This window comes from Shewanella sp. SM32, from assembly GCF_025654235.1.
Classification (GTDB): domain Bacteria; phylum Pseudomonadota; class Gammaproteobacteria; order Enterobacterales; family Shewanellaceae; genus Shewanella; species Shewanella oncorhynchi.
On the sequence record NZ_JAKKRO010000004.1, the window covers coordinates 136,444 to 157,886 of the forward strand.

12 protein-coding genes, 1 pseudogene and 1 riboswitch are annotated in these 21,443 nt (G+C 46.9%); of the genes and pseudogenes, 8 read left to right on the plus strand and 5 right to left on the minus strand.

Annotated features, from left to right (window positions below; genetic code table 11):
* Window positions 1–70: 70 nt before the first annotated feature.
* Together L5M10_RS03010 and L5M10_RS03015 are read right to left on the minus strand one after the other, a co-directional pair.
* A complete protein-coding gene (locus L5M10_RS03010; protein ID WP_014611267.1) occupies window positions 71–736 on the minus strand; it encodes a helix-turn-helix transcriptional regulator in 666 nt (221 codons plus the stop codon).
* A gap of 394 nt (window positions 737–1,130) precedes the next feature.
* On the minus strand, window positions 1,131–1,739 hold the full coding sequence (locus L5M10_RS03015; RefSeq protein ID WP_168822493.1) for a DUF2238 domain-containing protein: 609 nt from the start codon (window positions 1,737–1,739) through the stop codon (window positions 1,131–1,133).
* A gap of 154 nt (window positions 1,740–1,893) precedes the next feature.
* On the opposite strand from L5M10_RS03015, the gene serA reads away from it, so the two are divergent.
* Entirely contained in the window at window positions 1,894–3,123 is a 1,230-nt protein-coding gene (gene serA / locus L5M10_RS03020; RefSeq protein ID WP_105251515.1) for a phosphoglycerate dehydrogenase, read from the plus strand.
* 154 nt (window positions 3,124–3,277) lie between these two features.
* Window positions 3,278–4,240, plus strand: coding sequence for a tRNA-modifying protein YgfZ (ygfZ, locus tag L5M10_RS03025; protein WP_263254820.1), 963 nt, complete (start codon window positions 3,278–3,280; stop codon window positions 4,238–4,240).
* An 88-nt stretch (window positions 4,241–4,328) separates the two neighbouring features.
* Here ygfZ and L5M10_RS03030 read toward each other — a convergent pair.
* The 3 genes and pseudogenes from L5M10_RS03030 to L5M10_RS03040 form a co-directional block, all read right to left on the minus strand.
* Window positions 4,329–5,345, minus strand: a pseudogene (locus tag L5M10_RS03030) (two-component system response regulator).
* A gap of 48 nt (window positions 5,346–5,393) precedes the next feature.
* A complete protein-coding gene (locus L5M10_RS03035) occupies window positions 5,394–10,727 on the minus strand; it encodes a PAS domain S-box protein (RefSeq protein ID WP_263254821.1) in 5,334 nt (1,777 codons plus the stop codon).
* 144 nt (window positions 10,728–10,871) lie between these two features.
* Window positions 10,872–12,230 carry an alanine/glycine:cation symporter family protein gene (locus L5M10_RS03040; RefSeq protein ID WP_263254822.1) on the minus strand — a complete coding sequence of 453 codons (1,359 nt, stop codon included), beginning with the start codon at window positions 12,228–12,230 and terminating at the stop codon, window positions 10,872–10,874.
* Between the two features lie 250 nt (window positions 12,231–12,480).
* A riboswitch (glycine riboswitch) is annotated at window positions 12,481–12,610 on the minus strand.
* 447 nt (window positions 12,611–13,057) lie between these two features.
* On the opposite strand from L5M10_RS03040, the gene L5M10_RS03045 reads away from it, so the two are divergent.
* From L5M10_RS03045 to napB, 6 genes are all read left to right on the plus strand, one after another.
* Complete coding sequence (locus L5M10_RS03045) at window positions 13,058–13,732, plus strand: ABC transporter ATP-binding protein (RefSeq protein ID WP_105251511.1); 675 nt, start codon at window positions 13,058–13,060, stop codon at window positions 13,730–13,732.
* On the plus strand, window positions 13,722–16,376 hold the full coding sequence (locus L5M10_RS03050; RefSeq protein ID WP_263163868.1) for an ABC transporter permease: 2,655 nt from the start codon (window positions 13,722–13,724) through the stop codon (window positions 16,374–16,376). The genes L5M10_RS03045 and L5M10_RS03050 overlap by 11 nt, the downstream gene beginning before the upstream one ends.
* Window positions 16,376–17,575, plus strand: coding sequence for a lipocalin-like domain-containing protein (locus L5M10_RS03055; RefSeq protein WP_263163870.1), 1,200 nt, complete (start codon window positions 16,376–16,378; stop codon window positions 17,573–17,575). Before L5M10_RS03050 ends, L5M10_RS03055 begins: the two co-directional genes overlap by 1 nt.
* Window positions 17,576–18,013: 438 nt before the next feature.
* Window positions 18,014–18,283 (plus strand): chaperone NapD, encoded by a 270-nt coding sequence (locus L5M10_RS03060; RefSeq protein ID WP_198572888.1) that lies wholly within the window; start codon window positions 18,014–18,016, stop codon window positions 18,281–18,283.
* Complete coding sequence (gene napA, locus L5M10_RS03065; protein WP_263165005.1) at window positions 18,280–20,775, plus strand: nitrate reductase catalytic subunit NapA; 2,496 nt, start codon at window positions 18,280–18,282, stop codon at window positions 20,773–20,775. Before L5M10_RS03060 ends, napA begins: the two co-directional genes overlap by 4 nt.
* Window positions 20,772–21,203, plus strand: coding sequence for a nitrate reductase cytochrome c-type subunit NapB (gene napB, locus L5M10_RS03070; RefSeq protein ID WP_113939717.1), 432 nt, complete (start codon window positions 20,772–20,774; stop codon window positions 21,201–21,203). The genes napA and napB overlap by 4 nt, the downstream gene beginning before the upstream one ends.
* Window positions 21,204–21,443 lie beyond the last annotated feature (240 nt).

Here is a 21,443-nt window from a genome sequence, read left to right on the forward strand (position 1 = left end):
GTTGATATGCTAGTAATCATTAACATTAACCACTCAAAGCGAAAAGCTAACGACCAATATCTTTAACTGACTAACTGCACAGCTCAAAGTGAGTTTGATAGGTTTGCGCCCAACGTAAAAGCTCAACCCGATTACGAGACTGGGTCTTGCGGAAAATAGAAGAAATATGCGCCTTCACTGTATGTTCGCTGATACATAACCTATGAGCGATTTCTTTATTCCTCGCACCACTCGATACGAATTGAATGATAGTGCGTTCACGGGATGTCAGCATCTGCAGCATAGCCACAGTATCAGAGGGCATTTCATTATTACCTTCTAACTTTTGTACGACACGGCGAAACATTTTGCTTAGCAAAGTTCTATCGTACCAAAGTTCCTCTGCCACCATTTTACGTAAACCCGTTAACATCAGATCCATACGTTGATCGGCAAATAAAATACCTCGAATGCCGAGTAACATTGCAGATTCTTGGTCTAAGGAGTCTCGCTCAACTTGATACAGCGCCACAGGAAAATGTGACACTAATCGCGAAGCTAACAGAGGTATCCCTTTGTTATCTAATGCTGAACCTTTTTGGGTGATCAGATAAAAACTACGGCGACTCTTGTCTAAATCCAGTTCTGCCGCATGCTTTACTATACGCGTTTTCAAACCTATGGATTCAGCAAGTAACGCTAAATGACATGGCGCGGCCATTTGGTGTAAAAAAACCAATTCATTAATTGTGCTCAATGACTCTCCTCCCTGAAAAGTATTCTCTATTGCAAAATGGTATGTTTGACTCGTCTTTTTAGTTAGATTTTTCAACATTCCATTAACCTAGTTAATTCTGACTAGTTAACGATTGAAAAACATCACCCAAATGTACTATTCCCTGTTTAATGCTAGTAGGTTCGACTAACTCACCACAATAAAATGGAATAACAGTCAAAAATACCGTTTTACTTGGCCAACGCCCAGCACCTAATACTTTCCAACCATGACGTTATCAATCCAAAGTTGCAACACAAAGAAAACACAATAACAACACTAAAGTATGACAACTCAATGTCATCACACTCACACCATATATTTCAGGGAAGAAAGTCTTACAACTCAAACAGAGAGCATCACCCACTTTTAGCCGCTAAATCCTCTGCTTGAGTCTCGCGATTTGTTTATCTTGAAAACGAGACAGTAAAGCTAACGCGACAATTGCGCCAATGAGGGCAAGAAACATGTCGGATTGGGTATCCCATACATAGCCTTGAGTCCCTAAAAAGGCTTCAGCCCCTTCGCCGGTTGCCACGGCAACCCACCATTCGATCAGTTCATAAAACGCCGAAAATGCGAGCACAAAACAAGTAGCAAGAAACGCGCACCAAGCCCCAGGTTTGACAGCTTGATTACGCAACATAATTTCACGGGCGAGCATGGCTGGGATAAAACCTTGCGCAAAATGACCCACTTTATCGTAATTATTACGTTCTGAACCCATCCAATCGGCAATCATGTCGAATAACGGCACTTCAGCGTAAGTATAATGAGCGCCTACAAACAACACACAGCAGTGTATTAAGACGAGAAAATACACTAAAGGTGTCAGTGGAAAACGTTTGCGAGTAAAGAATAAAATCGGTACAGCAATCAATGCAGGTAAGGCTTCGAGCCACCATGTGAAAGGATCTGCGGGTTTTATCGCCGACCACACCAAAACTGAGAGGTAAATACCGCACCATGCGATTTTGTTATTCAATGTTTCTTCCTCTTATGCGATATTGTTCTAAATTTAGAATATTAACTTTAGCCATCTAGCCCTCCACACTGAACAAAAAAAGTGCTACTTTGGTGGGTGAAGGTTGTGAGCATATCATAAGAAACATTTCTATTAATTAGAGGGTACCCATATCATGGCGAAACATTCGCTGGACAAGGATAAGATCAAGATCCTGCTGTTGGAAGGCGTCCACCAATCTGCGGTCGATGTATTTGAACGTGCGGGATACACCAATATCGAATACCACAAAGCTTCCTTAAGCGATGAAGCCTTACTTGAGTCCATTAAAGATGCGCATTTTGTGGGACTTCGTTCGCGTACCCAATTAACTGCAGAGGTGCTGAAACGTGCAGAGAAGTTAATCGCGATAGGATGTTTCTGTATTGGAACCAACCAAGTTGACCTTGCCACCGCCGAATCCCTTGGTATCCCAGTATTTAACGCGCCATTCTCAAACACTCGCAGTGTTGCCGAACTCGTGATTGGCGAAATCATTATGTTGATGCGGGGTATCCCTGAACGCAACGCTATCGCTCACCGTGGTGGCTGGATGAAAACCGCAGCGGGCAGCTATGAAGTGCGTGGTAAAACCTTAGGTGTGATTGGTTACGGCCATATTGGTACTCAGCTTGGCATTCTGGCGGAAACCTTAGGTATGCGCGTCGTGTTCTTCGATATCGAAGACAAACTGCCACTAGGTAACGCACAACAAGTCCATTCGTTAGAACTCCTATTAGCACAAGCTGATGTAGTAAGCTTACATGTCCCTGAAACTCCACAAACAAAAGACATGATAGGCGCTGCCGAGTTTGCGGCGATGAAAAAGGGCAGCATCTTTATCAACGCATCACGCGGTACTGTAGTCGATATTGAAGCTTTAACCGTTGCGTTAAAAGAACGTCACCTCGCAGGTGCCGCAATCGATGTATTCCCCGTTGAACCACAATCGAATGACGATGAATTTATCAGTCCTCTACGCGGTTTAGACAATGTTCTACTCACGCCGCATGTCGGCGGTAGCACGGCCGAAGCCCAAGAAAACATTGGTATCGAAGTCGCGGGTAAGCTCGCTAAATACTCAGACAACGGCTCAACCGTTTCTGCGGTTAACTTCCCTGAAGTGTCATTACCAACGCATAAAGGCACCTCGCGCTTGCTGCATATTCACCAAAACCGTCCGGGCGTGTTGATCAAGATCAACCAAGCCTTCTCGGAAAAAGGCATCAACATCGCCGCCCAATATTTGCAGACCACCGCAGAAATTGGTTATGTCGTGATGGAAGTAGACACAACTCAAGCGGAAGAAGCCTTAGTTGAACTCAAAGCCATTGAAGGTACATTACGTACCCGCGTGCTGTTTTAAACTTTAAACTCCACTCGCTTTAAGCCTATCGACTAAAGCACACATAATAAGGCGCACAGATCATTCACAGATATGTGCGCCTTATGCTTTTGAGCCAACTGGAATTCCGTTACAATCTAGCCTCTCACATCGTCTTCATTTTCAGGATCTCGCTATGACTATTTCAGTTTCTACGCCCCATTGGGATCTGGACGCTACCTTGCCTCCACTTATGCTTGCCAACTTATCTCATTTGGGCCTCATCAAAGTCGTTGGAGAACAAGGCCGCAGTTTTATCCATGGCCAAGTGACCACAGATATCAGCTCATTGGCCACAGATCAATGGCGCTGGGGCGCCCATTGCGATCCTAAAGGTAAAATGCTGGCCAGTTTCAGAACCTTTGCCATTCAAGATGCACTCTTTATGTTGATGCCAAAGGATGCCATCGAGGTCGATTTACCCCAGTTACAAAAATATGCCGTGTTTAGTAAAGCCACCTTAAGCAATGCATCCGCTGAGTGGACTCTGCTCGGCGTTGCCGGTGAACAGGCAAGCCAATTCGTGAACAAACATTTTGGTGACATTCAGCAAGAGCTCACACTCATTGAAAATGGTGCGATTTTAAAAGACGCTGAACGTTTTATTTTAGTATTAACACCAGATGCCGCAGCGGCTTTAGTTGCGCAATCGGAACTGAGTGTATTTGACGCCAGTGCATGGCAGGCGTTAGAGATTTCAGCGGGTTATCCAAATATTGCCGCTAGCCATGCCAGCCAATACGTACCACAGATGTGTAACCTACAAGCGGTCAATGGTATCAGCTTTAACAAGGGCTGCTACATGGGGCAAGAAACCATAGCGCGGATGAAATATCGCGGTGGCAATAAACGCGCCCTGTATATTTTGCGCGGTCACACTAGTCTTCAAATCACCCTAGCATCAGGCCTCGAAATCGCGATGGAAGACAGTTTTCGCCGTGGCGGTCAAATCATTGAGTTTGTACAGCGTGGCAATCAAGTCTTGTTAACCGCCGTACTTCCTAATGACACGCCTAATGATACTCAGCTGCGTTTTGCCGACGATGAACAATCACATTTAACGATCCAAGCCCTGCCCTACTCATTAGATGAAGCGTAATGCTTTGATTTAATATAATTAGTATAAAATATTGAAGCAAAATAAAGGCGCCAATGGCGCCTTTACCTTAGTCAATGCACTTCGAGCATCAATTTTCTAAATAAGTATCTCGAATGGCAATTGCTTCTGGCAGGATTTGCTTGAACTCCTCCACCAACTTAGGATCGAAATGTTTTCCCGCTTGATTTTCAAATAGCTCCATAGTCGCTTCAATCGTCCAAGCCTGCTTATAAGGCCGTTGCGAAGTCAGCGCATCGAACACATCCGCAATCGCGGTGATACGCCCTTCAAGGGGGATTTCTTCGCCAACCAAGCCATTGGGGTAACCTGAACCATCCCACTTCTCATGGTGAGTTAAGGCGATACGACGGGCCATTTGCAATAACGGATCGCTATGTTCACCAATAATTTCTGCACCTATGGCGGCGTGCTGCTGCATAATTTCCCATTCCTGCGCATCAAGTTTCCCTGGCTTTTTCAGCACTGCATCGGGTGTACCGATTTTACCAATATCGTGCATAGGCGCCGCATTAAAAATCAAGTCACAAAAGGTTGTCGGTAAGCCGAGCTTTATCGCTAATATGCGGGCGTAATGACTCATACGCACAACATGTAGACCCGTCTCGTTGTCCTTGTATTCAGCGGCACGGCCAAGACGACGGATAATCTCGAAGCGGGTTTATTCTAATTCGTGAGTACGAACTTTAACTTGTTGTTCAAGTAGACGTTTTTGATCATAGAGCGCAAGATGCGTTTTAACTCGCGCTTTAACGACAGGCGCACTGACAGGCTTAGTAATGTAATCCACCGCACCCAATGCAAAACCTTGGGCTTCATCAGCAATTTCAGATAAGGCGGTCACGAAGATCACCGGAATATGGCTGGTCAGCGGCTCTTGCTTTAGCAGCTTGCAGACTTCATAGCCATTCATACCAGGCATCATGACATCGAGAAGAATCAAGTCAGGCTGCGATTTTGTCACTAACGCTAATGCCCTTGGCCCATCGATCGCCACTTTGACTTTATAATCATCACCTAGAATACCAATCAAAATATCAATATTCTCAGGTGTATCATCGACGACTAATATTGTTGCTTTTTCCATTAACAACTCCACTCAATGTCACGCATTATAAATTCGCGCTACCGCTTTCTATCCTAACTGTGTAATCACATCGTCAATTAAGTCGATTGCCTCATCAAACTGATACTGGTTAATCATAGATAAAGCGGGGCTTAATGTTTGCCACATTGCACTACTCACCTTCGGCTTTAACGCATCAATTTTTGCCACAGCGCTGGCATCGGCTTCATCTAAGTTCTGCCGCAAGGCCTGTAATGCCGCCCTTAAATCTTCAGCAGATAATAAATCAACGGCTTGAGGTTCGGCTTGATTTACCGCTGCTGGTTTGGCGTGTTCAATCGCATCGCAGATAGAGGCCACTAGCGGTTGAATTTGAACCAATTCATCTTCATAGGGCGCTTTCTCTGTTAAATGCAACTCAAGCAAACGCGCTAATTCCACCAACTTTGCCGAACTTAAATTACCCGCTAAGCCTTTAAGGGTGTGGGCGATACGCACGGCATCTTCGACTTGATTCGCTGCAATCGCTTTGCGAACCTGCTCCACCACATTACGCTGACTGCTCACAAAACGATCAAAGATTCGTTGATAAAGACGCGTCGAATGCTGCACCAGTTGCAAACCTCTATCGATATCCAGCTCAGGGTGTTCTGGCCATTTGAGCAATACCGTTTGATCAGCGCCATTGCTGACTTCACCCTGTGCGCTGGACGAAGTTAACTGAGTTGAGGCTTCCGCCCTTATCGCAGCAGAAATTCCAGAAGAAGATCCGAGGTATTTCAATAGGGTTTGATAGAGCACATTCACTTCTATGGGCTTGGCAATATGATCATTCATCCCAGCCCGAAGACACATATCTCTATCACCAGCCATCGCATTCGCAGTCATAGCGACGACAGGTAAATTTGCCAACTCAGGCCTTTTCCTTATCGCTTTAGTGGCTTGATAACCATCCATCACCGGCATTTGACAGTCCATTAACACTAGATCGAAATGCTGTTGGGATAGCTTATCTAAGGCAATTTGGCCATTGGTCGCTATGGATAAAATAATCCCCACTTGCTCTAAAAACTCGCTGGCGACTTCGAGATTCATCTCGTTATCTTCCACTAATAAGATACGTTTCCCTTGAAGCGGCAATAATAACTGCGGCGCCAGCTCTTCAGTGCGGCGTCTCACTGGCAATATGCCTTCACGGCCAATCGCATTCATTATGCCATCGAGCATGCGTGAGGCGCTGATGGGTTTACTTATGTACCCCGCCAGTGCTAATTGCTCAATTTGAGTGATAAATTCATGATTAGCATGGGCGGATACCATCAAGATCTTAGGCTGAGACTTAGCCTGTAGTTGGATCTGACGAGCGGTTTCTAACCCGTCCATATTGGGCATTTTCCAATCGATTAATGCCACTTCATAGGTCTGCAGTAAACAGCGGCTTATTGCTTCTTCACCTGAACGAACCGTATCGACTCTAAAGCCCATACTTTCGAGCGTTGTACGCATTATGTCTCTGGCGGTCGCGTTATCATCTACCACCAGCACAGACATGCCCTCAAGCTCTTGCTCAAGCACTAATTTTTGGCCCTCGGAAATTTGTAACTTCACAGTGAAATAGAAGGTGCTACCATGACCAAATTGACTTTCGACACCAATATTGCCCCCCATGAGTTCAACGAGTTGCTTGCAAATAGCCAAGCCTAAGCCTGTACCACCGTATTTACGGGTGGTTGAAGTATCCGCTTGGGTAAAGGATTTAAATAATTTTGCTTGCTGCTGCTCAGTTAAGCCTATGCCGCTGTCACGCACGCTAAAACGCAGCACGACATCATCATCTTGTTGCTCAACTAAACTTAGCGACAATAACACCTCACCCCGTTCGGTGAATTTAATGGCGTTATTCATCAGATTAATCAACACTTGGCCTAAGCGTAGCGAATCACCATATAAATAACGCGGCACGTTAGGGGCGACTGCAAATAACAATTCAATCTGCTTGTGGGCGGCTTTCTCAGAAAACATATCGCTGAGATCTTCCAGCATAGTATCGAGCTGAAATGGCACAGATTCTATGTCGAGCTTACCCGCTTCAATCTTAGAGAAATCCAGAATGTCATTGATAATAGACAGTAAAGACTGCGATGCCCGCTCAATCTTCTCCACATAATTCTTCTGTTTCTTATCTAATTCGGTCTGTAAGCACAGCTGGGACATGCCGATAATGGCATTCATTGGGGTGCGTATTTCGTGGGACATATTCGCCAAGAAGTCACCCTTTGCTTTACTGGCGGCATCGGCTTGCTCTTTGGCAAGTAACAGTTCATCGGAGAGCAATTTAAGCTCTGTCATATCGACCATACTGATCACAGCCGATTCAAATTGTCCTTGGGCATCTAACAATGCCGACACATTGACCGTCATCCATAAAGGCGCACCGGAAGGACGAATAAAACTCCTCTCGCCACGATAATGGTCAATTTTGCCACCGACCAATTCCTTAAATTGCGCCTTGGCAATATGCTTATCTTGCGCGCTAAGGACCTCAAAAATTGCGGTATTGCGTAAACTCTCCCTTGACCGCGCCATATCGGCACAAAATTGGTCATTACAATCTAAGATAACGCCTTTAACATCCACATTGACGATACCAATGGTCGCACCATCGAACAGTGCCTTAAAGTGCGCTTCACTGAGGGCTAACTCTTGTTCTATGCTCTTGCGTTGGGTAATGTCCATTACATACCCATTCCAAGTAATAGCGCCATCCTCCTCTATATGGCCGCTCGCACCCGCTTCCATCCAACGTATGCTGCCATTGGGATGGCGATAACGAAACTCGCGGATCCATTGAAACCTATCTTCACTCTTACCTGAAAGTGCCCGCACGACGTCCGGCCTTTCGTCATCAAAAATCCGCTCAGCGATGGTGTCAAAATTACTAATAAGATCATCACGATGTAGCCCCAGCATTTTCATTGCCGCACCAGAGAGAAAGGTAAATTTGCGATCAGTAGGCGAGTGCCATAACAATTGGTATACGGTACAAGGAATAGACTCTGTAATATTGGTCAATTGCAGGCGCGAAGCCTCCAACTGCCCTATAGCAAGCTTACTCTCTGTGATGTCATCAATACTGCCGTCGAACCAAAGTGGAACGCCCTCTTCGGTATAACTTGCCTTACCTTTCTCATGCACCCAGCGCACACTGCCATCGCGATGGCGGATTCGATATTCCACTTCAAAGGTTTCTTGCTGCGCGAGTGCTCTATCAATATGCAAATGACATGTAGGCCGATCCTCTTCTAAAATCAGCGAAGCAAAAGTACGTTGGCGATTTTCAATAAACTGACTCGCTGCATAACCCGTAATCTCAGCAATATTGTCACTGATATATTCCATGAACCATACATCCCCGATACGAGTCCGATAAACGGCGCCGGGAATATTAGTCACTAAGCCACGAAAACGCTGTTCGCTATCACGGATCTTCTGCTCAACGGCCAGTTTTTGTGTCATATCGCGTATTGAAGCCGCCACTTGCCTTTGTCCATCAAAGGCAGGGGGAAGAATACTCAGCGCTATTTCCGCAATAAATTCATTACCATCGGCTTTTAAAGCCCGAACATGACGCGCATTTGCCATGCCTCTATCGCGGCCTTCGCGCAGGAATGTTTGCCGCTCAAGTACATGCCCGTTTCCTAACTCTTGCGGCAATAACGCCTCAACCTGCAAACCCAGCATAGCGCCCGATTCGTATCCAAAGAGCTGCTGACAGCGACTGTTAGTAAAGACGATTTTCCCAAGTTCGTCGACAATGAGCATGGCCTCTGGAGCGGCTTCTAGTACGGCATTTGACCAGACTGCTGCTGAAAACTGCTCAGTAACATCGGTAAATAACATCTCCACCGACATTAACTCACCCGTATCTGATAATAACGGCTGCATAAATACATCGAGCCTTCTTAAATGCCCTTTTTCATCCAGCATTTCAACTTGATGCGAAGGCACATTTTGGCCCTTTAAGGCCAAATCGGTATATTCCCAGTTTTTCTCATTAAGGGGATTAGCCGAGAAGAGCCTTTGATATTTTCGCTTGAGTAAATCAGGTGAGATCCCCAGCACCTTAGTTACCCCCTCACTAACCTGGGCGAGTTGGCCATTAGGTTCGAGGGAACAATAGAAAGATTTATCACTCATACCATCAATTAGGCGCGCAAAGCGATTACCGCGGGAATCAAGAATGGCTTGTTCACGTTCTGCAAGTAATTCCGCCATTTGATTGAAGGTATTACTCAGCGTCACAATCTCACTTACGGCACCTTTAGGTACAATAAGCTGCTGAGTTTTACCCTGTCCAAAGGACAAGATACCCGACTCGAGTAGCTCTAACGGCCGAGTTAACCGTTTCGCCGCCAGATAACAAGTCAGCAATAATAAGAGGGTTAATAAGCTTAAATTGAGGATGATAGATGCCAGATCATCAAGCAGGGAGTTGAATAAATCTTGTTCTGGCGCTAATACAATCACACGCCACTTTAAATGCGGTACAGTCGCAATACTCGCAAGATAAACAACATCTTGGTTATCGACAAACCTTGCTTGACCATCAAGCCTTTTATCCTGTAGCGTCCAAAAATCGGCATTTTTATCTTTATTCTTATCGAGCCACTGGGCTGAAGTCGTTGCCAGTACTTTTTCTTTATCTATATGATAAATAAGCCGCCCTTGATCGTCTAAAACCACCAGACGATTTGGTGCAATCCCCAATTGTTTTGGCAATTCATCTAAAGCTAAATCAACCGTGGCGACCCCAAAATAATTGCCTACCTCACCAAAAGGAGCCGAATAGGTCAACATCAGAATATTTCCCGCCCCCTCATCAAAGTATGCCTTTGACCAATAACCGTTCGCTTGATTGATAGCCTTGCTCCACCAATCCCAAGTGCCATCGGTATAGTCGTAGCCTTCAGCGCCAATATCGAGGTAGTGTAAATCGTTACCACCACTTGTATCGCGGTAAACATAGGGGGAAAAGAGCTTTCGATTGGGGAAGGTATTAGGTTTAAATGCGACTGCGGAGCCAAAAAAGTCAGGATGACGTTTGACTCGATTCATCAAGACACTTTTAACACTCTCAGTGTCATTCATGTCTTCTTTACTTGACAAAAAACCAATAAAATCAGCAAGACCTTGGGTGTTGGCCTGCGCATGTTCGAGCAGAAACTGCAGACGAGAAGCCGAATGACTCGCCTCTTGTGTCAGGCTATGGTAAAGCCGATTCTCTGTGGAGATATAACTAAACCAAGCGTTTACACCATAGACACTCGCCATAATTAAAATGAGAGGCAAGGCTATGTGGGATAATATCCTGCTGCGAAAAGTACGAAGTTTACTTTTTTCCATGGCGTCGCCCTAAAGCCCCCGATTTTATAAACACTGCATTCAAAAATAGCACTTATAAAGTAAACGAAGAATTTAGTGGCGACAATGTTAAAGTTAAAATAATGTGAAGTAATTTATTGTTTTAAAAACACTAATAAGCCGTCTCTAAGAAGCCGTCTCTAAGGTTTGATTAGGTAAGATACGAGCAAAATAGCTTTGGGTTTCGGCGATAATGATATGCCTCAAGCCCACAATGGCAATCAAGTTTGGAATCGCCATCAAACCATTAACCGTATCGGCCAACAACCAAATCACATCAAGTTTGATAAAAGCACCACCCGCAATCAGCACCAAAAACACCACTTGATACATGCGTAACCCGCGCTCACCGACTAAGTAATACCAACAGCGTTCACCATAATAATGCCAGCCCAAAATCGTTGTAAACGCAAAACACACGAGCGCAATCGTCACCAAATACTGACCCACAAGCGCTGAGCCTCCCAGAGCAAAAGCTGCACTCGTCATCGCAGCACCTGCCGTCTCACCACTCCATACCCCAGTGATGATCAGCACTAACCCCGTCATAGTGCAAATGATGATGGTATCGAAGAAAGTACCCGTCATGCTAACGAGACCTTGCTCAACGGGTTCATTGGTCTTAGCTGCAGCGGCGGCAATGGGTGCACTACCTAATCCAGATTCGTTTGAGAACACACCGCGGGCAATACCGATTTGAATCGCCTGCGCGACTGTCGCCCCTAAAAATCCCCCCGCAGCTGAGAGTGGCGTAAAGGCAGATTCAAGCACTAAAGCTAAGGCGGGTAAAATCTGCTCGGAGAAACCGACTAAGATCCACACGCAGGCCAGCACATAACCAATCGACATCGCAGGCACAAGTTTTTGCGCCACATTTGAAATACGCTTAACCCCACCCAAGGTAACTGCGGCCACTAAAAATGTCAGTACGGCCGCGGTTAACCAAGTCGGCACCTCAAAGGCGATCGTCAGCGCATCGCTAATGGCATTGACCTGTGCAAAAGTACCAATACCGAAAAAGGCCACACCAACCCCAAAGAGAGCGAACAATTTCGCCATCCAAGGTAGACCAAGGCCGCGCTCGATATAATACATAGGGCCACCCGCAATCTGCCCACGAGCATCGGTGGTACGGTACTTTACCGCCAACATACACTCGGCATATTTAGTCGCCATGCCGAAAAATGCCGCCAGCCACATCCAAAATAACGCCCCTGGCCCGCCCATTTTTATCGCCGTCGCCACGCCAACAATATTACCGGTACCGATAGTGGCGGACAGCGCCGTACAAAGCGCTGCAAAGGAAGATAAATCCCCATGACCTTTGGCGGGTTTAAACAACAATCCCATCGCCATCGGCAGACGAAATACTTGGATAAGCTTGAGGCGCGCAGTGAGATAAATCCCCGTGCCCACCAGCAAACAAAGGGTGATTGGGCCCCAGACTATGCTATTAATGCTGGCAAGAAAAGCTTGAAAACTCATGATATTCCTCGAATATTAAACAACAAAATTAATAAACGGAGGAGGAAAAGAAATGGCTGTGACGCGCCGCAGTCGGACGCTATAGCGAACTATTTTGACCTAATCTCGGCAGAGAATCGCCTAAGCTGAACGCTAAAAGCGTAGCAAGCGAGAGCTCTACACGAGTGCTTTCAATAAGAGCAAAAGTGCTCCATCTCAAGCAAAAGAGTAAAAATAGCCCACGACGACAAACGACAGGGACTGTGCAGTCATCCTCTCCTCTGTCCTTTTGCCTGAGCGTTTCGCGTCGCAGGTTATACAATAACACCACGACACTTTCGCCTTCGGCGCCACCTGATTGCACAATGAGTGCAACTGGTAGTCTCTCCAGAGGCTCGTCCAGTAACAGTCCACGCCTATCGGCACCTGAAAGAGTGCTTTGTTTTTATAAGAAGACTCGCTTCTGTAAAACCAAAGTTGCCTCGTCGGTGTGGGGTCTATTCCCCACTCTCCTGCTACCTTCATCCGAACGGATTGCTAGATTGAGATTTACTCCCAAGCTAACAGGACGCACAGAATGCAACAAATGCGGCGTCAGCTCAAGCCGTTTGCTCACAGTTCGCGGAGGATTTAATCCAGTTGACTATTTTTACACCAAATGACGATTTATGTTTTGTTACTCAGTGGATGATCCTATTACAAGAAAAATCAGTATCTATCTGAATAGAAAATGCTTTATCTTGAACATAGAATGGCAATGCTAAATTGCGGCCACTAAGTAAGTTGCCGCCGCAGTTTGAAACACGGCTTACCACACCCGCCGCCAATGGATATAAAGGAGTTGCTCAATGGCCGACGTCGCTAAGCTTAACCAAGTCACCAAAGGCTTTCGCGATGGTGAGCAATATCATCAAGTACTGCAAGCGGTTAATCTACAGATCCACAGAGGTGAAACCGTGGCGCTTACAGGTCCCAGCGGCAGCGGCAAAAGCACCTTACTCAACCTGATCGCCGGTTTTGAAATGCCAGACTCGGGTGAAATCTTGCTAGAACAAGCATCCACCTCAACTTGGCAAGATAAAGAGTGGAGCCGTTTCAGACGTAATTCCTTAGGTGTCGTGTTTCAGCAATTTAACTTACTCACGCCACTCAACGTGAAAGACAATATCGCCTTCTCCTTAAGTTTAACCGCGCAGCCATGGTCGCCTTGGTGTGACTATCTGGTTGAAAAACTTGGGCTGATGCCATTACTTCACCGCCAAGTTGAAGCCCTGTCAGGCGGTCAACAACAGCGTGTCGCCATCGCCCGCGCCTTAGCCCATAAACCGACCTTGCTACTGGCCGACGAACCCACAGGTAACTTAGATGATGTATCGGGCAAACAAGTGATGGCACTACTGTGTGAACTGGCACGAGAAAGCCAAACCAGTATCTTAATGGTCACCCACAGCGAAGAATGCGCAGCCTTTATGCAAAAACGTTGGCACTTATCCCAAGGTGCAGTCGCTATTTATGAACAATAAACAGCTCACTAAGGCGACTCCCACAGCGCTTAAGCAAACAGAACTTAAACAGACTGGACTTAAGCAAACTTGGCTGAGGCTGACGTGGCTCAGCCTAAAGGTTTTTATCGCCCATTATCGCCATGCGCCCATACAAGCAGGTGCCATTCTGCTCGGTATCGCCTTAGCCGTCACTCTGCTCATTGGAGTCAAGGCAACCAATGACAATGCCGTGCGCAGCTATAGCGATGCGACTGAGTTACTGAGTCAACGCGCCGATGTGCTACTCACGCCGCCCCTAGGACAAAACACTTTAGATGAATCTGTCTATTTCGCCTTGAGACGAGCCGGATTAAGTCAGAGTCTCGCCGTCGTAAGTGGTAAAATCTCCGGTAAAAACGGTCAGTTCTGGCAACTGGAAGGCAGCGATTTGATCGCTGCATTAACACTACAAAAATCGAGAAGTAACGCCTCGACTGACACACAATCAGCCACCTCACCACAGATGAATGACTTACCGCTTGCCGATCTCCTCAGCGGCGCAGCCACAGTAATAATGAGCCGCAGCCTAGCTGCCAAAGTGGCACCAGAAGGTAAACTTGTTTTAGAAAATAGCACCTTAGATATCATTGCAATTGATGACAGTTTTGGTCTAGGCAGCGCCATCTTGGCCGATATGTCCCTCGCCCAGCGATTACTAAATATGCAAGGCAGATTGAGCTATATCGGCATGTTCAGTGAGCGAGAAAACCTACCTAAACTAAAATCCCAACTCGACGCTTTAGGGATTACGCCCCACAAGGCCAGCTTTAGCCAGCAAGATCAAGGTCAAGCGCTGATAGCGCTGACCCGCAGTTTTCATCTTAATCTTAATGCTATGAGCATGTTAGCCTTCGTTGTCGGCCTCTTTATCGCCTACAACGGTGTGCGCTACAGCCTAATGAAACGGCAAAAACTATTAGTGCAATTATTACAACAGGGAATCGAGCGCCGCGCCTTGATGACGGCGCTGATGTTCGAATTAATTTTGTTAGTTGTCATAGGTTCAAGTTTGGGCTTTATCAGTGGTTTGCAACTCAGCCACTGGCTGCAACCTATGATCGCCATGACCTTAGAGCAAATGTATGGCGCCCACTTGCTCCCCGGTATTTGGCAATGGACTTGGCTTTTTGAGGCAATTGCCCTCACCTTAATTGCCGCGCTCGCCGCTTGCTTGCCCTTGTATTTAGATCTTACGCGCCAAGCGCTTGCACAAGGGGCGAATCGTTATCAGCAAATGCAGGCACACCGCAAAAACCATAGCATTCAATTTGCCTTAGCCTGTGGCTTATTGACCTTAGCGGCTCTGCTGTTTCCCTTCAGCCAAAGCTATAACATCAGCTTAGTGTTGCTCGGTATCGTCGCTATCGCTATTCCCTTATTGTTGCCGCAATTATTGCATTGGGGCGTCAGTGCGTTAATGCCCTTGGCGCGTCCTGGATTATGGCAATATCTGCTCGCCGAAACCCGTGAGCTTATTGCACCGCTTTCCTTGGCTATGATGGCGATCTTACTGGCGCTCAGTGCCAATGTGTCGATGAACACCCTCGTTGGAAGCTTCGAACAAACCCTGCGATCTTGGCTAGAAACTCGCTTGCATGCCGATCTCTATATCCGCCCACCAAGCCAGCGTATCGACACTATTCAAACCCAATTGATGCACGATCCAAGAGTTAGCGGTCTTTATCAGCAGTGGCAGATTGAAGCCCAGCTTTCACTGCCAGTTTCAACGGATAATCCGAGCGAGCAGACGATTCCGGTGAGCCTACTCAGCCGCGATGAATTTTCGACTCGGCACACCAGTGCGCTTAAGGAAAGCCTGCCCACATTGTGGCAATCCTACTTTAATGCACCCATTGTATTGGTGAGCGAACCTCTAGCCATCAAATACCAATTACAGCTTGGTGATACTGTGTCATTGGATGTGCTTGAGAAAACAGGTAACAGCAAAGCCATTATTGGCGGCATTTATTATGACCACGGCAATACCCGAAACGAGGTCATTATCAGCCAGCCACTTTGGCAACGGGCCCAGTTACCTGTACTGCCGGTGAGTTTAGCGGCAAGTTTTCGCGGTAAAGAGCAAGGCAGTAGGATAAGTGAAGCAGAACTGGATCAACTACAAGTCCAACTGGCGACTGAGCTAGGTTTATCCCAAGCGCAAATCTACAGCCAAACTAAGATTAAAACCCAAGCTATCGCTATGTTTAAACGCACTTTTTCCATTACCTTAGTGCTGAATAGTTTAACCTTGATTGTCGCCGCGATTGGCCTCTTTAGTGCCTGCTTAATGTTGACTCAGGCAAGGCAAGCGCCACTGGCACGGCTGTATTCCCTCGGCGTCAGTCGTAATGCTCTGCGCGGTATGGTGTTTATGCAAATGTTGATTGTGGTACTGATCACTTGCCTGCTCGCTATGCCAACGGGCGCGCTGTTAGGTTACCTACTTATTAATAAGATCACCTTGCAAGCCTTTGGCTGGACGATAAAAATGATTTGGGATTGGCAAGCTTACGGCCATGCAATACTGATTGCCTTAACCACCTGCACCTTAGCCGTACTCTTACCGCTGTATTGGCAAACCCGCAAGCCACTGGTCGCCAGTCTGCAGCAGGAGACACTGTGATGAAAACACTCAGTATTGTATGGGCAGTAGTTGGGTTAATGCTTATCGGCGGCTGTGATAAAACGCCATCGACGCAAAACACTCAGTCCAAATCCATGGCCAATGTGGTGGGGAAAACCTCGACTAATCAAGATGATTTAGCTTTTACGCCTGTTGTTCCCGGCTATAGATTTGAATTTCCGCGGGATCACTTAGCACATAACAGTTTTCGCCAAGAATGGTGGTATCTAACCGCGAATTTGACCACAGAGAAAGGTGAGCAACTCGGCGCCCAGTGGACGCAGTTTAGAGTCGCCCTGAAACCCACAACTCTGCAAACAATCGCTCCACAAACAACAGTTCCGCAAGTAACAGATGCAACGCCCAAAAGTGAATCCACTTGGGAGACTCAGCAGCTTTATTTAGCCCACAGTGCATTAACCTCGAGTAATGCTCACTTGGCCAACGAAAAGTGGTCACGCCGTCATAGCGAGTTTGCCGAGGTAAAATTAGATCCTTATCAAATCCGCCTCGATAACTGGCACTGGCAGAGCGAAACCAATGCACTCTTTCCCGCGACCTTAACGGTGGAGAATTCTGATTTTAGCTATCGACTTCAACTTAATAGCCAAGCGCCACTGCAATACCAAGGCGTTAACGGCTATAGCCTTAAAAGCCGCGACGGCCAAGTAGCCTCTTACTATTACAGCCAACCCTTTATTGAAATTTCAGGTGAAATCAACCGCAATGACAAAGTGGAGCAAGTCACAGGCCAAGGTTGGCTCGACAGGGAATGGAGCTCGCAATTCCTCACTAAAACGCAACAGGGCTGGGATTGGTTCGCGCTCAGGTTAAATGATGGCTCGACGCTGATGTTGTTTCAGCTACGGGATCAGTCTCCGGCAGAGTCCGCAAAGAATGCACCTATCTCAGCATTTTATAGCGCCAGAAGAATGTTTGCCGATGGCACAGGGCGCAACATTAATTCCACTGACAATCCCAATGACATTCAGATGACGCCTCTTAGATGGCAACACACAGTCAATGGCGACTATCCCGTTAGCTGGCAAGTCAAAATCCCCAGCGAAAATATCGATCTCACTATCACCCCGCTCAATCCCAATAGCGCTATGCCATTATCAACGCCCTACTGGGAAGGCCCAGTGCATCTCTCTGGCAGCCATACAGGTACGGGTTATATGGAGCTAACGGGCTATTAACGTCTTATATATACTAAACAATGTGAATATAACTAATTATTCCTAAATATGTTCTATCGAAGGATTTTGCAAACATGCACGTCAGCTATTGCTCTTACTCAGAAATTTTATAAACACCTGTAATTGGTAAAAAGTATAGGATTCCTATCTACACACTTGTGCTTCCGTTAATGTTCACGGGTTCCAGATATGCACAATAGTATTCTCCATAAATGTACTCCTCACTATGTCCTAGTGACGACAGTGCTAACCGCTTAAATATCAAACTGGGAGTTAGATCACTCGCAAAACTTTGATCCGGATCGACTATCGCTTTCAATACCTCTTGTGAGGTATACCCACATTTTTTATCAGGTCTAGACTCGCCAGTATCAGCACTCGGTTACCCTCCTTTTTAATCTTAAGTAACCGAGTTTACGCTACTACAGGTCATCCAGTATGAGTCAGGAATACCACGTCACCAGCCTTGTGGTGCATGCCACGCCTAAAGCCTTACAGCAGGTTGAAGCCAATATCCGCGCATTAGTGGGTACTGATATTCATGCAATTACACCCGAAGGAAAATTGGTCGTTACCCTAGAAGGGAGTAGCCAAAGAGCGATTCTTGACAATATTGAAGCCATCAATGCCCTGTCCGGCGTGTTATCTGCCAGCTTGATTTACCACCAAGTAGAACCCTTAGTACAAGAGAGTGAGGAAATATTATGAGCATAAGCCGCCGCGAGTTTCTCAAGGCCAACGCAGCGGTTGCCGCTGCGACAGCCGTTGGCGTCACACTTCCCATTAAGATGGTCGAAGCCGCCGAACAAGCTGACAGTATCAAGTGGGATAAAGCTCCCTGCCGTTTCTGCGGTGTGGGGTGTAGCGTATTAGTGGGCACCCAAGCGGGCAAAGTGGTCGCCACTAAGGGCGATCCTGAAAGTCCAGTCAACCGTGGCCTTAACTGTATTAAAGGTTATTTCCTATCAAAAATCATGTACGGCAAGGACAGATTAACCACGCCATTGCTGCGGATGAAAGACGGCAAATACCATAAAGAAGGTGAGTTCACCCCAGTCAGCTGGGATGTGGCCTTCGATACTATGGCCGCGAAATGGAAACACAGTCTCGCCACCAAAGGCCCGACGTCGGTAGGTATGTTTGGCTCTGGTCAATGGACTATTTGGGAAGGTTATGCCGCCTCTAAACTTCATAAAGCAGGCTTCCTTACCAACAATATAGATCCTAATGCGCGCCACTGCATGGCCTCAGCCGTAGGCGGCTTTATGCGCACCTTCGGTATCGATGAGCCCATGGGTTGTTATGACGATTTAGAAGCCGCCGATCAGTTTGTGCTCTGGGGCGCAAACATGGCTGAGATGCACCCAATTCTGTGGGCAAGAATATCCGATAGACGTTTAAGCAGTCCAACGTGCCGAGTGCATGTGCTGTCAACCTTTGAGAATCGCAGCTTCGATTTGGCCGATAACCCTATGGTGTTCCGCCCACAGTCGGACTTAGTGATCCTCAACTATATCGCCAATTACATTATTGAAAATAAAGCCGTTAATACCGACTTTGTTACCAAACACACTAAGTTTGCCCTTGGGGTAGATGATATCGGCTATGGCCTGCGTCCAGAACATCCATTAGAGAAAAAAGCCAAAAATCCAGGCAATGGTAAATCCACGCCCATTAGCTTTGACGAGTATGCCAAGTTTGTCAGCACTTATACGCTGGAATATGCCGTCAAGATGAGTGGCGTCGAGCCAGAGAAGCTGGAGATTTTAGCCAAAGCCTATGCCGACCCTAACGTTAAAGTCATGAGTCTGTGGACCATGGGCATTAACCAACACGTTCGCGGCGTGTGGGCGAACAACATGCTTTACAACATCCATTTGCTCACGGGCAAAATTGCCACACCGGGTAACAGTCCTTTCTCATTAACAGGTCAACCTTCGGCTTGCGGTACTGCACGTGAAGTCGGTACTTTCGCCCACCGTTTACCCGCCGATATGGAAGTCACTAACGACAAGCACCGCGCCATTACCGAAAAGCTATGGCAAGTGCCAGAAGGGACCATTCCCGCCAAACCTGGCTACCATGCCGTACTCCAGAGCCGTATGCTCAAAGATGGCAAGCTCAACTGCTACTGGACCATGTGTACCAATAATATGCAGGCAGGCCCCAACATCAACGATGAAATCTATCCAGGTTTCCGTAATCCAGAAAACTTTATCGTGGTTTCAGATCCCTACCCAACCATCACAGCTATGGCGGCAGATTTAATTTTGCCAACGGCAATGTGGGTTGAAAAAGAAGGAGCTTACGGCAATGCCGAGCGCCGTACTCACATGTGGCATCAGCAAGTAAAAGCCCCAGAAGGCGCAACCTCAGATCTGTGGCAACTAGTCGAATTTTCGAAACGATTCAAAGTCTCCGAAGTCTGGCCAGCCGAACTGATAGCCAAACAACCGGAATACGCGGATAAAACCTTATATGAAGTGCTATTTGCCAATGGCGTGATCGACAAGTTCCCAACTTCCGATTGCAAAGCCGAATTAAACGATGAGAGCGAACACTTCGGTTTCTACCTGCAAAAAGGTATTTTCGAAGAATATGCAGCTTTCGGTCGTGGCCATGGCCACGATTTAGCCGACTTTGACCGTTACCACGAAACCCGCGGCCTACGCTGGCCAGTCGTTAATGGCAAAGAAACGCTGCGTCGTTTCGTTGAGGGGAGCGATCCTTATGTCAAAGCGGGTGAAGGCTTTAAATTCTATGGCAAGCCAGATGGCAAAGCGGTGATTTTCGCCCTGCCCTATGAACCCGCCGCCGAAGAGCCGAATGAAGAGTACGATTTGTGGATGTCGACTGGCCGCGTGCTGGAGCATTGGCACACAGGCTCAATGACAGCCCGCGTACCCGAGCTTTACCGTGCCTACCCCGACGCGCAGATTTTCATGCATCCAGAAGATGCGAAAGCTCGCGGCGTACAACGTGGTGACGAAGTCATAGTGGCCTCACCGCGCGGTGAAGTGAAAACCCGAGTTGAAACCAAAGGCCGTAACAAACCGCCACGCGGCGTAGTATTTATGCCTTTCTTCGATACGCGCCAGTTAGTCAACAAACTGATATTGGATGCGACCGATCCCCTGTCAAAAGAAACTGACTTTAAAAAATGCCCAGTGAAAGTCTTCAAGGCGGAGAATAACCAATGAGAAAAATACTCACCTTAACTGCGTTACTTGTCGCCATTACCGGCTGTTCAGGTCAGCAAACCGACACCAACGTAGCACCAGTTAATATTCAATCCCTCGCAGGAAACATGGCGATCACCGACATTCGCCCAGCCGATGCCATGGCGATTTATCCTAGTCGCGGCACCGCCATTGAGCGCAGTTTTAGCGAGCAACCCCCGCTCATCCCACATAAGGACGATTACAAGATCACCTTAGATAAAAATGGCTGTTTGAGCTGCCATAGTTGGGACAAGGCAAAACGCATGAAAGCCACGCCAGTAGCTAAGTCCCACGTGATTGATGATAAAGGCACAGTTAACGGACATAACTATGCCTGTACTCAATGCCATGTGGCTCAGGCCGAAAACAAGCAACCACTCGTCGAGAATCAATTCTCCGGCAAGTAAATCTCCATCCCCTGCAAAGCCAAGCCACCCGAATTGATTAGGGTGGCTTTTTTGCTATTTAAGCATCCAATTCTAATGAGTTAGCTTAGAGCCAGTAATGAGTATTCAAGTAAACATAAGACTAAACGTCTATCGCTGGTTCAGCGTCCGTTGCTGAACAGTACTTTCACCAAGGAAGGGATTGAGCAGAAGTTAAAAAGGCAGAGTGAGAATCGAGGGAAATAAAAATAAGAGCAGAAT

What these genes read in the sequence shown, in the direction of transcription:
- L5M10_RS03040 (WP_263254822.1), bottom strand. Translation starts at nt 12,230, where the DNA reads ATGAGTTTTCAAGCTTTTCTTGCCAGCATTAATAGCATAGTCTGGGGC.
- serA (WP_105251515.1), top strand. Translation starts at nt 1,894, where the DNA reads ATGGCGAAACATTCGCTGGACAAGGATAAGATCAAGATCCTGCTGTTG.
- L5M10_RS03035 (WP_263254821.1), bottom strand. Translation starts at nt 10,727, where the DNA reads ATGGAAAAAAGTAAACTTCGTACTTTTCGCAGCAGGATATTATCCCAC.
- napA (WP_263165005.1), top strand. Translation starts at nt 18,280, where the DNA reads ATGAGCATAAGCCGCCGCGAGTTTCTCAAGGCCAACGCAGCGGTTGCC.
- L5M10_RS03055 (WP_263163870.1), top strand. Translation starts at nt 16,376, where the DNA reads ATGAAAACACTCAGTATTGTATGGGCAGTAGTTGGGTTAATGCTTATC.
- L5M10_RS03060 (WP_198572888.1), top strand. Translation starts at nt 18,014, where the DNA reads ATGAGTCAGGAATACCACGTCACCAGCCTTGTGGTGCATGCCACGCCT.
- L5M10_RS03045 (WP_105251511.1), top strand. Translation starts at nt 13,058, where the DNA reads ATGGCCGACGTCGCTAAGCTTAACCAAGTCACCAAAGGCTTTCGCGAT.
- ygfZ (WP_263254820.1), top strand. Translation starts at nt 3,278, where the DNA reads ATGACTATTTCAGTTTCTACGCCCCATTGGGATCTGGACGCTACCTTG.
- L5M10_RS03050 (WP_263163868.1), top strand. Translation starts at nt 13,722, where the DNA reads ATGAACAATAAACAGCTCACTAAGGCGACTCCCACAGCGCTTAAGCAA.
- napB (WP_113939717.1), top strand. Translation starts at nt 20,772, where the DNA reads ATGAGAAAAATACTCACCTTAACTGCGTTACTTGTCGCCATTACCGGC.